Here is a 14491-nt window from a genome sequence, read left to right as displayed (position 1 = left end):
GCACTGCGGCCCAGCACCGTGGTCGTACGCCAACGGTCCTCCTCCGGGGCGCGGGGCGCAATCCCCTCCAGGGAGGATCCACCCGCGAGTGAACCGGGCCTGACCTGGCCTTTGTTCACGGCACAGCGCGCGGCTGCTCACGGCGCAGCGCGCCGCCGAAGGCCGTGGCCGCCCGGCGTCCCGGCCGTACGTGACGCCCTTCACGAAACCGGTGGGCATACCGACGGCGTGTAAGGGCATAAGGGGATCCGAGAAGGGGGTCCCCTATCGCCCTCACCGGTGCGCGGGGCAGGAGCTATGAACGAACGGTCCATTATCGGTACCGCCCTCGCGGCCCTCGCGGATTCCGTGCGGCCACTGCGCAAGGCAGCCGAATTCAGCGGGGACCCCGGCTGTATCGCCGAGGCCAGGCAGCTCGCTGTCCGGTTTCTGCAGCAGCTGGAGGCGGAGTGGTTCGCCGTGCTCGGCGACCGTACGACCGGTGATCTGCTGCTGGTGGTCAGCGAGCTGGTCACCAACGCCGAGCGGCACAGCCATGGACCGTATCTGCTGGAGCTGGAGGGCACGGACCGGCAGGTGCTCGTGACGGTGTACGACAGCAGCTCGACCCTCCCGCACCGCTACGACCAGGACCCCGGCCGGCTGGGCGGTCACGGTCTGGAGATCGTTCACGCGCTGGCCGACCGCCTCGGCGCCGAGCGCGTCCCGGTCGGCAAGCGCGTCCAGGCCGTATTCGACCTGGAGCGCCGCCGGGTCTCGACCTGACGCCGGGTCTCGACCTGGCGCGGGGGCCCGGAAGGGCGCTCCAAGGGGCCGGCGGCCCGTCCGCCCCGCCCGATCCGACCCGTTGACATCGCTGAACGCCCACCCTACGTTTCTCGTGGAAAGCGCTTGCTATCCGGTGTCGCAAAAGATGGCAGGACGCAAAAGATCCAGGAGTGCGAAAGGGAGTGTTCGCGACGTCTCCGCGCAACCTGACAGACCGGCGGATCCGCGCCGCCGTCATCGGCACGGGAGGGATCGCCAGGGGAGCGCATCTCCCGGCCCTCCGCGCGCTGCGCGACGAGATCGAGATCGTCGCCGCCTTCGACATAGACGAGGAGGCCGTACGGGCGTTCTGCGCCGACGGCGGCGTCCCGCGTCCGTACACCGATCTCGACCGCATGCTCGACGAGCAGCGCCCCGACCTGGTCACGATCTGTACGCCGCCGGTCTTCCACCGCGAGCAGACCGTGGCCGCGCTGCGCTCCGGCGCCTGGGTGTGGTGCGAGAAGCCGCCGTGCCCCTCGCTCGCCGAGTTCGACGCCATCGAGGCGGCCGAGAGACAGGCGGCGGAGAGGCAGGCGGCGGAGGCGTCCGAGGAGGGCGCGGGCGGCGGTGGACCGTACGCCTCGATCGTCTTCCAGCACCGGTTCGGCTCCGGCGCTCGGCAGGTGCGCTCCCTGATCGCCGACCGGGCGATGGGCCGTCCGCTGGTCGCCCACTGCCAGACCACCTGGTACCGCGACACCGCCTACTACTCCGTGCCGTGGCGCGGCAACTGGGCCGGCGAGGGCGGCGGCCCCGCGATGGGCCATGGCATCCACCAGATGGATCTGCTGCTCGAACTGCTCGGGCCCTGGACCGAGGTACGCGCCATGGCGGGCCGGCTGGTGCACGACGTCGAGACCGAGGATGTGTCCACGGCGCTCGTACGCTTCGAGAGCGGTGCGCTGGCCACCGTCGTCAACAGCGTGCTCAGTCCCGACGAGGTCAGCCGCATCCGTATCGACTGCGAGCGCGCCACCGTCGAACTCACACATCTGTACGGCTACACCAACGACGACTGGCGGATCACCCCGGCCCCCGATGTGGACGCCGAGGAACTGGCCCGCTGGCGCGATCTGGGAGAGGACGTGCCCAGCTCGCATCTGGCCCAGCTCCGTTCGCTCGTCGCCGATCTGCGGGCCGGACGCCGGCCGCGCGCCAGTGGGGCCGACGGCCGCACCAGCCTCGAACTGATCACCGCGCTCTACAAGTCGGCGTTCACCGACACGACCGTCAGGGCCGGCGAGATCGGCCCCGGCGACCCCTTCCACACCGCCCTGCACGGCGGCGCCCCCGGCTGGGCACCACCGAGCCCCGTCCCCGTCACGGAGATCCCCGTATGACCCCATCAGGAACGCCGCACACCCTGGACGCGCCTGACACGGCGGCGGACATCACCGGGCCCGGACTGCGGCTGGCCCACACGCACGGCGACCGGATCGAGCTGCGCTCCGGCGCGGTCACCCTGCTCAGCTATGTCTACCGGCCCGAGTCGGCGTGGGAGGCCCCCAAGCCGTATCTGCATCCGCTGCGCACGCTGTCCGGCGGTGTGGTCACCGACTACCGCCCCAACGACCACCGCTGGCACAAGGGCCTCCAGCTCACCGCCTCCCATCTGTCGGGGCAGAATCTGTGGGGCGGCAACTCGTATGTGCACGGCGAGGGTTACCGCGCGCTGCCGGAGCGCGTCGGCTCGATGAGCCACGAGGGCTTCGACGAGGTGTCGGCCGACGGCGGGCGCGCCGTCATCGCCGAGCGGCTGGTGTGGCGCAACCACGACGGCGACGCGTGGGCCGACGAGTCACGCCGTGTCGAGATCCATGACATCGACACCGAGGCCGGTGCGTGGACGCTGACCTGGTCCGACGCCATCACCAACCGGCGCGACGAGCCGCTGCGCCTCGGCAGCCCCACCACCGCCGGGCGCGAGATGGCCGGCTACACCGGTCTCTTCTGGCGCGGGCCGCGTGCCTTCCGGGGCGGTCGGCTGCTCGGCCCCGAGCTGGAGGGCGAGGAGCTGATGGGGACCCAGGCCCCGTGGGTCGCGTACAGCGGTGAGTTCGACGGCATCGACGGACAGGCCACCCTCGTCTTCGCGCACGCGCCGGAGAACGATCACACCGGGGCCGGCGGGCAGCACCCCGCGCACTGGTTCGTACGCAGCGATCCGTTCGCGGCGGTCGCCCCCTCCTGGGCCTTCTACGAGGAACTGGTCCTCCAGCCGGGTGACACACTGACCCGCCGCTGGCGGGTGATCGTGGCCGACGGCCGCTGGGAGCGCGACGACATCGCCAACTACCTTGAGCGGCAGTCATGGTGAGCCCGGCGGCGGGGTTCGCCGGACTTCCGGGGGCGGTCGCGGTCTCGCATCTGAGTGTGTACGACTGGGAGTCCGCCGACGGAGCTTCCGGCGGCACCCCGCATCTGCATCTCACCTGCTCCGAGGCGTATGTGGTGACCGGGGGCCGGGGCGCCGTGCAGACGCTCAGCGCCGAGGGCCTCGACACCACACCACTGGCGCCGGGGTCGCTGGTGTGGTTCACACCCGGCACCATCCACCGGCTCGTCAACGAGGACGGGCTACGGATCGTCGTCCTGATGCAGAACAACGGTCTGCCCGAGGCCGGGGACGCCGTGCTGACCCTGCCGCCCGCGTACCTCACCGACCCGGACACCTACGCGCGGGCCGTGCGCATCCCGGACGCGGCGGAGCCCGAGCAGGCCGCCGCCGCGCGCCGCCGGCGTGATCTCGCGATCGAGGGGTTCACGGCGCTGCGTACCGCGTGGGAGGCGGGCGACGAGCGGCCCCTGCTCGACTTCCAGCGGTCGGCCGCCGCGCTCGTACGGCCCCGGGTGGCGGAGTGGCGGGCGCGCTGGGAGGAGGGCGCGGCCGAGGCGGCGCGGCAGACCGGAGCCCAGCTCGACCGGCTGGCCGCCGGTGACGCCACACATCTGGCCGAGGCGCGTCTGCACGCCCGACTCCCGGCGGCTCAGGGCAGGTTCGGCATGTGCGGGCGGCTGAATACGTACGACATCCACGGCCCGGACGGTCCCGACAGCTGACCGGTCCCGTACGCGGGGCCGTATGCGAGCCGTACGCGAGAACGCCCGGCCGGGATCTCCCGGCCGGGCGTTCCGTGTGTTGTCCGCGCTCAGCTGGTGTACGCCTCCAGCTCGGAGAGCTGCGCGGCCGGCCAGCCGGTGTTGCCCGTGACCGTCAGCCGCAGATAGCGGGTCGGGGTCCCGTCCAGGGTGACCGTCGCGGTGTTGCCGCTCGCCGGGTTGAAGGTGTAGCCCGCCGACGCCTTGAGGGTGCTGTACGAGGAGTTGTCGGTGCTCCCCGACACACTGAGCGTCTGCGTGCGGGTCGTCCACGCCGACGCCGGAGGCAGCTTCAGCACCACTCGCTTGACCGCCTTCGACGCGCCGAGGTCCACAGTGACGGTCCCCGGGAACGCGTTGTTGGTGCTCTCCCAGTACGTGTTGGGGTTGCCGTCGACCGCGTTGGCCGCGCCGTACACATCGGCGTGCCCGGACTCGGTGACCGGGCGGCCCTGCGCGAGATTGCCCGTGTCCGTCGGCGGGTCGGTGGGCGGGTCGGTGGGCGGGTCGGTGGGGCCGCCGGGCACCCCGCCGTTGGTCCACACCGGGTCGGGCCAAGTCCCCGTGCACGCGGGCGGGTTGGCGTACCAGCCCGAGTTCCCGGCGCCCTGGGTGATCTGGAAACCGCTGCCCACACAGTTGTGGATCGGGTTGGACTGCGCGATATGGGTGGCGGTCACATTGGTGAAGGAGGCCGTGCCCGGAGCCTGGATCTGGAGCGCGTACGTACCGGCGCCGTCTATCCGGACGTTGTTGAAGTGCAGCCCGTTCGTCGCTCCCTCGATCAGATGGATCGCGGCGTAGGAGCTGTCCAGGACCTCGCTGTCGGTGATGTTGATGGTGGCGTTGATCGGTTCGTTGAGACCGCTGAACCAGATCGCGCCGACGCCGAAGCGCCAGTTGTAGTCGTTGTTTCCGGCCCGGATCAGGGTGTTGCGCGCGGCGGTGGTGGTTCCGGAGACCGCCGTGCCCTGACCTGAGTTGACGCCGGGGTAGCGGTTGGCGATATGCAGCCCGCCGCCGTTGGTGATGGTGTCCGACATGACGTTGTCGGAGATGGTGATGTCCCTGCCGCCGTACGTGACGATGTTGTTCGCCAGGATCGGCAGGATCACGGTGTTGAACGTGAACTTGTTCTTCACGTTCGGGACGTTCTCGGCCCACATGGCCAGCCCGTCGTCACCGGTGTTGCGTACAAAGGTGTTGGTGACCGTCGAGTTGGTGACACCTATGTGGAAGTTGACGCCGTCCGCGGTCTGGTCGAGGATGCGGCTGTTCTTGATGGTGAAGTTGTCCATCGGGCCGTCCATCCAGGCGCCGCACTTGGTGTGCTGCATCCAGACGTTGTCGACGACCGAGTTGGACATGGCGCCACCGATGGCGTTGACCTGGTCGTTGTCCACGCGCTCACGGATGTCGCCCATGATGGCGAAGTCCTTGAGGGTGACATTGCTGCTGCCGCCCGCGTTGGCGTACTTGCCGTAGACACCGACGGCCTTGCTGCGGTCGGACGGATCACGTCCGGTCAGCACGCTGTACCAGGGACCCGCACCGCGCAGGGTCACCTTGTCGACGATGATGTGGTCGCGCACCTGGAAGGTGCCCTGCGGGATGTAGACCTCCTTGCCCTGCGTACGGCCCGCGTCGACCGCCGCCTGGATCTTGGCCGTCGAGTCGGCGGCGCCGCTCGGGTCCGCGCCGAAGTCGCTCACCACGTCGAGCGCGCCCGAGGGCTTGCCGATCGGCGCGGCCACCTGCTCGAAGTCGGCCAGGTCGATGGTGAACGTGGGTGACGCGGCGGTCGAGGAGACCTGGAGCCGGACCTTCGTACCGGCCGCCAGCGTCGACCCGAACATGGTGCGCGTCTCGTCGTAGAAGTGGTGCGGGTTGGTGTCACCCGGGTTGTTGTTGAACGGGTAACCGCCGTAGTACCAACCGTACTTGGAGGTCACCGGCACGCTCTTGAGGGAGGTGCCGTTGACCCGTAGATCGATGGTCGCGTCCCGGCCGGTGCCCGCCGCGTTGTCCGGCAGCGAGTAGCGGAACGACATCGCGTTCGCCGGGGCGGTGAGGGTGAACTCCACATACTCGCCGACCGCGTCGAGCGTCACGGCCTGCCGGCCGGAGGCTTCCGAAGGCAGCGTGCCATAGAGGCGGTTGGGGCCGATCAGGGAGCCGTTGGTGGCGGCGTACTCGGCTTCCTGCTCCTTGAACGGCACCGTGGCGCCGCGGCCGGGGACATCGATGGGGGAGGGGGCGGGGACCGCCGCCGCCTGGGCGGCGGGTGCGGTGGAGAGCACCACCGCCGCGGCCGTCCCGGCCACGGCGAGTGCGAGGGATACGGATGCGGAGATGCCGCGCCGGAGCAGGCGGCCTCGTGGGGGTCCGGTGGGGAGTGTCACAGATATACGTCCTTGCGGCTCGTGGGGACTCTGCGGACGCGAAAAGGTTAGAAGTTGGCTTACAAGAAGTCTATGAATCTGCGCAAATTTTGGAGACGGACGCAAAAATCCTCGACCCGGCGCGGGAGTTGAGGCCGGGGGCGGGGTGGTGCGGGACTGTCTCGCGGCCCGCCCGTACCAGGGGTCCCGCGCACACCTCTTGTAGCGCGGACGCGGTCGGCTCTACGATGCCTGACAGGGATATGAAACGTTTCAATTCAAGGGGAGCCGCGATGGGCATGGGCTGGACACGCCGAGGTCTTCTGCACACCTCCGTGGCGGGCGCAGGGGTGGGGATCGCGGGGCTCGCCGCCGCTTCCCCCGCCGCGGGCGCGCCGTCCGGCGGCTCGTCGGGAACGGGCGGGCGGCGAGGGCGGCTCCGGATCGCGACCGCCACGGTCGAGTACACCGAGCGGCTCCTCGGCACCGATGTCGCGGCCCCGCTGCTGTCCTGGGAGCTCAGCGGTGAGAAGGATGCCCGGGGCGCCCGCCAGAGTGCCTATCAGATCCGGGCCGCGACCGATCCGCGCGCGCTCGCGGCCGGCCGCGAACTCCTCTGGGACACCGGCCGCGTGGCCTCCGACCGCACCGTCGCCGTGCCCTACGCGGGCCCCGCGCTGCCGCCCCGTACCCGCTGCCACTGGCAGGTCCGTGTCTGGGACGGCGACGGACACGCCTCACCATGGAGCACGGCCGGCTGGTGGGAGACCGCGCTCGGCGCCGAACCGTGGCAGGCGCGCTGGATAGGCGCCGACCGGGCGCCGGAACCGCCCGGCTTCGACGGCGCGTCCTGGATCTGGACCGAGGGAGCGACCACCGGCAACGCCCCCGTCGGCGCCCGGTGGTTCCGTGGCGGACTCGAACTCCCGCCCGGCGTCAGGGGCGAGGACATCGCGCGGGCCACGCTCCTCGCCACGGCCGACGACGACTTCACCCTCCATCTCAACGGCCGGCAGACGCTCCACGCGCCCGAGCAGGTGGACGGCTGGCGCACCGGACGCGCGGCCGATGTCACCGAGGCCGTACGGTCCGCGGCCGACGACCGGATCGTCCTCGCCGCGCTCGCGGCCAACCGCGGCGCGGTCTCCGTCAACCCGGCGGGCCTGCTCGTACGGCTGCTCGTCGAAACCGCCCAGGGCGCCGGCCACGAACTGGTCACCGGCGCCGGCTGGCGCGCCGCAGACACCGGACAACAGGGCTGGGAGCAGCCGGACTTCGACGACAGCGGCTGGGCTCCGGCGGCCGTGCTCGCCCCCTATGGCCAGGGCCCATGGGGAAGAGGTGTCTCGATCGCCGCGCCCGAGGCGCCCGCGCCGCTGCTGCGCCGCGAGTTCACCGTACCCAAGCCGGTCAGCCGCGCCCGGCTCTACATCAGCGGACTCGCCTACTACACAGCCGAGTTGAACGGGAAGCGGGTCGGCAGTCAGGTGCTCGACCCGGCCTTCACCGACTACGACGAGACCGTGATGTACGCCGTCCACGATGTGACCTCGTTGCTGCGGCGCGGAGACAACGCGATCGGTGTGACCCTGGGCCGTGGTTTCTACGGCATGACCACCCCCAATGTCTGGAACTGGCACCAGCCGCCGTGGCACGGCGAACCCCGGCTGCTGTGCCGGCTGGAGGCCGAGCACCCCGACGGCTCCCGTACCACCGTCGTCTCCGACACCGACTGGCGCCTCACCGAAGGCCCCACGCTCACCAACTCCCTCTACGCGGGCGAGACATACGACGCGCGGCTGGCCCCCAAGGGCTGGACCTTGCCCGGGTTCGACGACAGCTCCTGGCGCTCCCTGAACCCCCAGACCGCACCCAAGGGCACCCTGCGCGCCCAGCCGCACGACCCCATCGAGATCATCGAGACCCTCACCCCGACCGCGATCACCGAGCTGCGGCCCGAGGTGTATGTCGTCGACATGGGTCGTACGACGGCGGGCTGGACCCAGCTGACCGTACGGGCTCCGGCCGGCACGGTCGTCCAGCTCGTCCACGGCGAGAAGCTCAAGGCGGACGGCAGCGTCCACGCCGAGACCGGGCATGTGCCGGGACGGTTCCAGCGCGACGAGTACATCTGCGCGGGTGGCGCCGGAACGGACGGCAGTAGGAACGACGACGGCGCGGCGGAGGTCTGGGAGCCGTCGTTCTCGTACAAGGGCTTCCGCTATGTCCAGGTCAGCGGATTGCCGAGCCGCCCGCGCCCCGCCGATCTGCTGGGCCGGGTCGTCCATACGAAGGTGGCCGAAGTCAGCTCCTTCGACTGCTCGGAGCCCTTCTACGAACAGCTCGACCGGGCGATGCGCCGCACCCTCCTCAACAATCTGCACGGCATCCCGACCGACACCCCCATGTACGAGAAGAACGGCTGGACGGGTGACGCGCAGCTCGGCGCGCCCATCATGGCGTACGCCTTCGGAGTCCACCGCTTCCTGTCGAAGTGGCTCGGGGATCTGGCGGACAGTCAGAACCCGGACGGCCAGCTGCCGGTGATCGTGCCCAGCGGCGGCTGGGGTTACGGCGACCTCGGGCCCTCCCCGGAGTGGACGACCGTATACCCCTTCCTGATACGGGAGATGTACCGGATCTACGGCGACGACCGGGTGGCCCGCGAGCACTGGTCCACCCTGACCACCTATCTGAACTGGGAGTTGGACCGGCTGGAGGGCGGTCTCGCCATCACCGCGCTCGGTGACTATCTGCCGCCGGGGTACGGCGGCAACCCGCCCGAGGACACCCGCCTCACGGCCACGGCGTATCTGCATCGCGCGCTGACACAGACGGCCGAACTGGGCGAACTGCTGGGCCACGGCGAGGTCGCGGACCGCTACCGCACGGCCGCGGCCGGGCTGAAGGACGCCTTCAACGCCACCTTCCTCGACCCCGCGTCCGGCCACTACCGGACCGCGAAGGACCCCGGTTACCGGCAGACCTCCAACGCCCTGCCGCTCGCCTTCGGTCTGGTCCCGAGCGGCGCCCGCGCGTCGGTGCTCGACAGCCTTGTCGCCGACATCGAAGACCGCGGCGACCATCTCAACACCGGGGCGCTGGGCACGAGCGTGCTGCTGCGCGTCCTGTGCGCGCACGGCCGCCCCGAGGTCGCACACGCCATCGCCACCCAGCGGACATACCCGAGCTGGGGCTACTGGTTCGACAACGGCGCCGACACCATGTGGGAGATGTGGCCCGTCGACTCACGCTCGCGCGACCACTACTTCCAGGGCACGGTCGTGCAGTGGCTGTACGAGAACGTGGCGGGACTGCGCCCCGGGGACGCGGGCTACCGCACCTTCACCGTACGGCCCGACGGCCGGACCGGAGTCACCTGGGCGCGCACCTCGATCCGTACGGTACGTGGCACCGCCTCGGTGGCCTGGTCCGCGATAGGCCGTGATCTGCGGCTCTCGGTGCGGGTGCCGGTCGGCGCGACGGCCGAGATCCATGTACCGGCCGAGCGCCCCGAGCTGGTGAAGGCGCCGGGCGGAGCGGAGTATCTCCGTACGGAACCGGGCTTCGTGGTGTACCGGGCGGGGCAGGGCGCCTGGGACTTCGTGGGGCGGAGCTGACGGGGAAGTGCCGACGTGCCTTTGAACGTTTCAGAACGGCCGGGCGTCGAGGCCCGGCCGGACCGGCGGTCCTCAGGGCCTGTCCCGCGGCGAGCCGCCGGACGGGCCCGGGTCCCGGCGCAGCAGATACGTGTCCATGCGCCGGGCGTCGAGGCCCGGCCGGACTGGCGGTCCTCAGGGTCTGTCCCGCGGCGAGCCGCCGGACGGGCCCGGGTCCCGGCGCAGCAGATACGTGTCCATGATCCAGCCCTTGCGGGCACGCGCCTCGGACCGCAACTCCCCGATCCGGTCGGCCACTTCGGAGAGCCGTCCGGAGACCAGGATCTCGTCGTCCGTGCCCACGTAGGCGCCCCAGTGGATGACCGGATCGGCCGCCAGCTGGTGCCGGAAGGACTCGTGCGCGTCCAGCATCACCACGACATCGTCCACGCCGCCGGGCCAGCCCTCGGCGAGCCGGCGGCCGGTGGTGATCTGGACGGGGCGGCCCACACGGGTCAGTGTGACGCGGTGCCTGGCCGCCAGCGCGGAGACACTGCTGATGCCTGGGATCACCTCGTACTCGAACCGGACCGAGCCGCGCGCCAGGATCTCGTCCAGGATGGGGAGCGTCGAGTCGTACAGGGAGGGATCGCCCCAGACGAGGAACGCCCCTGTCCTGTCCAGGTCGGGGCCCTCGGTCCCGTCAGGGCCGTCGCCGTCGCTCAGCTCGTCGATGATCGCGCGCTCGTAGAGGGCGGCGCGCCGGCTCCGCCAGTCGTCGACGGTCCCGGGATAGCCGGCGCCGTCGGCCGCGCGCTCCCGCTCCGGGTCGCGGACCTCGACCAGCCGATAGCCCCGGCCGCCGGCGGACTCACCGGCATGGCGGCGCAGGATCTCGTGCCGGAGCGCGATCAGATCGGACTTCTCGGCGCCCTTGTCGAGCAGGAAGAAGACATCCACGCGCCGGAGCGCCTTGACCGCCTGGACGGTCAGCTGGTCGGGGTCGCCCGCGCCGATACCGATGACATAGACCTTTCTCACCCCGCCGAGTCTGCCCCATGCCCCACGCCCGCCGCGTCATGCCCCGCGTTCGCCCCGTCATGTGCCGCGCCCGCCCCGTCTGCCCCGTCGCGGTACGGAGGAAGGTCATATCCATCGGATGTCTGATGATCCATCACCCTCTTCGAGGGGCTTCCGCGCACCCTCGCGCCCGACATATGCTCCGCCCATGCGCGCCGCCCTTTTCGTCACCTGTGTCAACGACGCCGTCTATCCGGCCACCGGTATCGCGACCGTACGGCTCCTCGAACGTCTGGGCGTCGACGTCGACTTTCCCGAGGCACAGACCTGCTGCGGCCAGCCCCAGTTCAATACGGGTTACCGGCGGGAGACCGAGCCGCTGGTACGGCGGATGACCCGGGCCTTCGAGGGGTACGACTATGTGGTCACCCCGTCCGGATCCTGCGCGGCCATGGTCCGCCACCACTACCCCAAGATCGGCGACGAGGCGGCGGCCTCGCTCGCCGCGCGGACGTACGAGCTGACCGAGTTCCTGGTCGACGTGGTGGGCGTGACGGATGTGGGGGCGCACTTCCCGCACACCGTCACCTACCACCCCTCCTGTCACGGTCTGCGGTTGCTGGGCCTGGGGGAGCGGCCGCGAAAGCTGCTGGAGTCGGTACGGGGACTGGAACTGCGGGAGCTGCCCGGTGCGGACGAGTGCTGTGGCTTCGGCGGCACCTTCGCCGTGAAGAACTCCGATGTTTCGGCAGCGATGGGCCAGGACAAGGTGAGCAACGCGGTCTCCACCGGGGCCGAGGTGCTGTGCGGCGCGGACAATTCCTGTCTGATGCATATCGGCGGAATCGTGAGCCGGGAGGGTGCCCCGCTGCGTCCCGTCCATCTCGCGGAGATTCTGGCGTCGACGGAAGAGGAGCCCTGGTCATGAGCGGTACGTATCTGGGGATGCCGGCGTTTCCGGTGGCGGCGAAGGAGGCGGTCGGCAACGAGACACTGCGCGGCAATCTCCGGCACGCCACCCACACCATCCGCGACAAGCGGGCCAAGGCCGTGGCGGAGCTGGACGACTGGGCGCTGCTGCGGGAGGCGGGCAAGCGGATCAAGGACCATACGCTGCGCCATCTGGACCGCTATCTGGTGCGGCTGGAGGAGTCGGTCACGGCGGCGGGCGGAGTGGTGCACTGGGCGGCCGACGCCGACGAGGCGAACCGGATCGTCGCGGAGCTGGTGAAGGCCACCGGCGAGACCGAGGTCGTCAAGGTCAAGTCGATGGCCACCCAGGAGATCGGGCTCAACGAGGCGCTGGAGGCCGAGGGGATCTCCGCGTACGAGACCGACCTCGCCGAGCTGATCGTCCAGCTCGGCGACGACCGGCCCTCCCATATCCTCGTCCCGGCCATCCACCGCAACCGGGGCGAGATCCGGGACATCTTCCGCGACCGGATGGGCGCCTGGGGCCGGCCGGCGCCCGACGGCCTCTCCGACACCCCCGGCGAACTCGCCGAGGCCGCGCGGCTGCATCTGCGGGAGAAGTTCCTGCGCGCCAAGGTCGGTATCTCGGGGGCGAACTTCATGGTCGCCGAGACCGGCACGCTCGTGGTCTTCGAATCCGAGGGCAACGGACGGATGTGTCTGACGCTTCCCGAGACGCTGATCTCCGTGGTGGGCATCGAGAAAGTGGTGCCGAGCTGGCGGGATCTGGAGGTCTTCCTCCAGACGCTGCCGCGCTCCTCGACGGCGGAACGGATGAATCCGTACACGAGCATGTGGACCGGCACCCATGACGCGGACGGCCCGAGCACCTTCCATCTGGTGCTGCTGGACAACGGCCGTACGAACACGCTGGCCGACGAGGTCGGCCGGCAGGCGCTGCGCTGTATCCGCTGCTCGGCCTGTCTGAATGTCTGCCCGGTGTACGAGCGGGCCGGCGGGCATGCGTACGGCTCGGTCTACCCGGGCCCGATCGGGGCGATCCTCAGCCCTCAACTGCGGGGCATCCAGAGCGAGATCGACGCGTCGCTGCCGTATGCCTCCTCGCTCTGCGGGGCCTGCTACGACGTGTGTCCGGTCGCCATCGACATCCCCGAGGTACTGGTCCATCTCCGCGAGCGGGTGGCGGACCAGGGCGGCAAGGGGCACCGGCTGGAGAAGGCCGCGATGAAGGCGGCGGGGTGGGTCTTCGACCATCCGCGGGTGATGGCGGCGGGGGAGCGGGCCGCGTCGAAGACGCGCCGGCTGCATCCCTCGAAGCTCCCGGGGGCGGGGGCGTGGACCGACTCGCGCGATCTGCCCGAACTGCCACCGGAGTCGTTCCGCGACTGGTGGAAGAAGCACCACAACGACCGTAAGGACACAGGGACATGAGCACCGGCGCAGGCGCGGCTTCGGGCACCGGTACCGGTAGGGGCGGCGGTACGGGCACCGGTACGAGCGGCGGATCCCGGGAGCGGATCCTCGCCCGGATCCGTGCCGCCGTCGCGGACGCCCCCGACGCCCCGGAAGCGGCGCGCGACTACCTGGAGACGCACACCCCCGACGAACGCGTCATCGACCTGCTCGCCGAGAACCTCGCCGACTACCGCGCGCTCGTCCACCGGACCGACAGCGAGGGACTCCCCACGCTCATCGCGCGCCTGCTGGCGGAACGCGGCGCCCGTACCGTCCTCGTACCCCCGCTGCTCCCGGCGTTCTGGCTCTCCGCGCTCTCCTCGGTGGGCACCGATCTGATCAGGGTGGAGGACGATCCCACCGCCACGGCCCGGGAACTCGACGTCGTGGACAGTGTGATCACCGGCTGCGCCCTGGCCATCGCGGAGACCGGCACACTCGTTCTCGACGCGGCCCCCGACCAGGGACGGCGCCGCATCACACTCGTCCCCGACCATCACATCTGTGTCGTACGCACCGCCGACCAGGTGGTCGGTTCCGTACCGCAGGCCATGCCCCTGCTCGACCCCACCCGTCCGCTGACCTGGATCTCCGGACCGTCCGCCACCAGCGACATCGAACTCGACCGGGTGGAGGGCGTACACGGTCCGCGCACGCTCGAAGTCATCCTGCTCACGGAGTGAGCGGCACCAGCCGGGGAGCCTCGCGGGCCGCGTCCACCTCTTCGCCGCCGGCCACCCGCTCCGCCAACTCCCGTGCCCAGGCGGTCAGTCCGGCCACACCGATACCGTACGGGTCACGGAACGGGGCGATCGCCTCCGCGCCACGCAACAGCAGCCGCGCCCCACCGGTCGCGTTCCCCCGGGCGGCGTGCGTCAGCCCGACCGCCAGCTGAGCCATCCCCTTCCACAGCCCCCGCTCCGCGTCGGGCCCCGACTTCCACGCGTCCTCGAACACCTCGTGCGCATGGAACGGCTTCCCCGCGTCAAGCAGCCGCTGCGCCTCCTGAAGCGTCTCCCCGGGCGTCCGGACCACCCCCTCGGGCTGCCGCTCCACCCCCGGAGCCCCATACGCCAACGGCCGCCCCAGCCCATCCCGCGGCCGCGCACTCCGCGCCCGCCCCTCGTCGTCACGATCCCGCCGGTTCTCCTTCATACCCCGATTGTCGCGCGGACGGGGCGCGTCTTCGCGCCG

Annotated in this window: 11 protein-coding genes; 8 read left to right on the top strand and 3 right to left on the bottom strand. The window is 70.7% G+C overall.

Annotated features, from left to right (window positions below; all coding sequences use genetic code 11):
* The first annotated feature begins 297 nt into the window (after nt 1-297).
* The 4 genes from IF11_RS0101475 (at nt 298) to IF11_RS0101460 (ending at nt 3870) form a co-directional block, all read left to right on the top strand.
* On the top strand, nt 298-765 hold the full coding sequence (locus tag IF11_RS0101475) for an ATP-binding protein (RefSeq protein ID WP_030349514.1): 468 nt from the start codon (nt 298-300) through the stop codon (nt 763-765).
* Nucleotides 766-950: 185 nt separating this feature from the next.
* A complete protein-coding gene (locus tag IF11_RS0101470; protein WP_037726783.1) occupies nt 951-2150 on the top strand; it encodes a Gfo/Idh/MocA family protein in 1200 nt (399 codons plus the stop codon).
* Entirely contained in the window at nt 2147-3127 is a 981-nt protein-coding gene (locus tag IF11_RS0101465) for a DUF6807 domain-containing protein (RefSeq protein ID WP_106979076.1), read from the top strand. The genes IF11_RS0101470 and IF11_RS0101465 overlap by 4 nt, the downstream gene beginning before the upstream one ends.
* Nucleotides 3121-3870, top strand: a complete 750-nt coding sequence (locus tag IF11_RS0101460; protein ID WP_030349511.1) for a cupin domain-containing protein — start codon at nt 3121-3123, stop codon at nt 3868-3870. The genes IF11_RS0101465 and IF11_RS0101460 overlap by 7 nt, the downstream gene beginning before the upstream one ends.
* Before the next feature lie 89 nt (nt 3871-3959).
* On the opposite strand, the gene IF11_RS0101455 is transcribed toward IF11_RS0101460, so the two are convergent.
* A complete protein-coding gene (locus tag IF11_RS0101455) occupies nt 3960-6311 on the bottom strand; it encodes a galactose-binding domain-containing protein (protein ID WP_037726781.1) in 2352 nt (783 codons plus the stop codon).
* A 242-nt stretch (nt 6312-6553) separates the two neighbouring features.
* On the opposite strand from IF11_RS0101455, the gene IF11_RS0101450 reads away from it, so the two are divergent.
* A complete protein-coding gene (locus IF11_RS0101450; RefSeq protein ID WP_078490313.1) occupies nt 6554-9910 on the top strand; it encodes a family 78 glycoside hydrolase catalytic domain in 3357 nt (1118 codons plus the stop codon).
* Between the two features lie 174 nt (nt 9911-10084).
* Here IF11_RS0101450 and cobF read toward each other — a convergent pair whose 3' ends face one another.
* Entirely contained in the window at nt 10085-10930 is an 846-nt protein-coding gene (gene cobF / locus IF11_RS0101445) for a precorrin-6A synthase (deacetylating) (RefSeq protein ID WP_030349508.1), read from the bottom strand.
* A 187-nt stretch (nt 10931-11117) separates the two neighbouring features.
* On the opposite strand from cobF, the gene IF11_RS0101440 reads away from it, so the two are divergent.
* From IF11_RS0101440 to IF11_RS0101430, 3 genes are read left to right on the top strand one after another with little or no spacing between them, the layout of a single operon-like run.
* Nucleotides 11118-11837, top strand: coding sequence for a (Fe-S)-binding protein (locus IF11_RS0101440; protein ID WP_030349507.1), 720 nt, complete (start codon nt 11118-11120; stop codon nt 11835-11837).
* The gene (locus tag IF11_RS0101435) at nt 11834-13273 is read left to right on the top strand and encodes a LutB/LldF family L-lactate oxidation iron-sulfur protein (protein ID WP_030349506.1); all 1440 of its coding nucleotides are present in this window, start codon (nt 11834-11836) and stop codon (nt 13271-13273) included. Before IF11_RS0101440 ends, IF11_RS0101435 begins: the two co-directional genes overlap by 4 nt.
* Entirely contained in the window at nt 13270-13980 is a 711-nt protein-coding gene (locus IF11_RS0101430) for a LutC/YkgG family protein (protein ID WP_078490311.1), read from the top strand. Before IF11_RS0101435 ends, IF11_RS0101430 begins: the two co-directional genes overlap by 4 nt.
* On the opposite strand, the gene IF11_RS0101425 is transcribed toward IF11_RS0101430, so the two are convergent.
* Complete coding sequence (locus IF11_RS0101425; RefSeq protein WP_157848395.1) at nt 13970-14353, bottom strand: DUF309 domain-containing protein; 384 nt, start codon at nt 14351-14353, stop codon at nt 13970-13972. The genes IF11_RS0101430 and IF11_RS0101425 overlap by 11 nt on opposite strands.
* Between the last annotated feature and the right edge of the window lie 138 nt (nt 14354-14491).

It is taken from the genome of Streptomyces scopuliridis RB72, assembly GCF_000718095.1.
In the GTDB taxonomy this organism is placed as follows: domain Bacteria; phylum Actinomycetota; class Actinomycetes; order Streptomycetales; family Streptomycetaceae; genus Streptomyces; species Streptomyces scopuliridis.
Note: the sequence above shows the minus strand (reverse complement) of the source record. Positions and strands in the feature narration are given on the sequence as shown.

Coding starts and splice junctions, on each gene's coding strand:
- IF11_RS0101460 (WP_030349511.1), top strand. CDS start 3,121: ATGGTGAGCCCGGCGGCGGGGTTCGCCGGACTTCCGGGGGCGGTCGCG.
- IF11_RS0101440 (WP_030349507.1), top strand. CDS start 11,118: ATGCGCGCCGCCCTTTTCGTCACCTGTGTCAACGACGCCGTCTATCCG.
- IF11_RS0101475 (WP_030349514.1), top strand. CDS start 298: ATGAACGAACGGTCCATTATCGGTACCGCCCTCGCGGCCCTCGCGGAT.
- IF11_RS0101450 (WP_078490313.1), top strand. CDS start 6,554: ATGAAACGTTTCAATTCAAGGGGAGCCGCGATGGGCATGGGCTGGACA.
- IF11_RS0101430 (WP_078490311.1), top strand. CDS start 13,270: ATGAGCACCGGCGCAGGCGCGGCTTCGGGCACCGGTACCGGTAGGGGC.
- IF11_RS0101435 (WP_030349506.1), top strand. CDS start 11,834: ATGAGCGGTACGTATCTGGGGATGCCGGCGTTTCCGGTGGCGGCGAAG.
- IF11_RS0101465 (WP_106979076.1), top strand. CDS start 2,147: ATGACCCCATCAGGAACGCCGCACACCCTGGACGCGCCTGACACGGCG.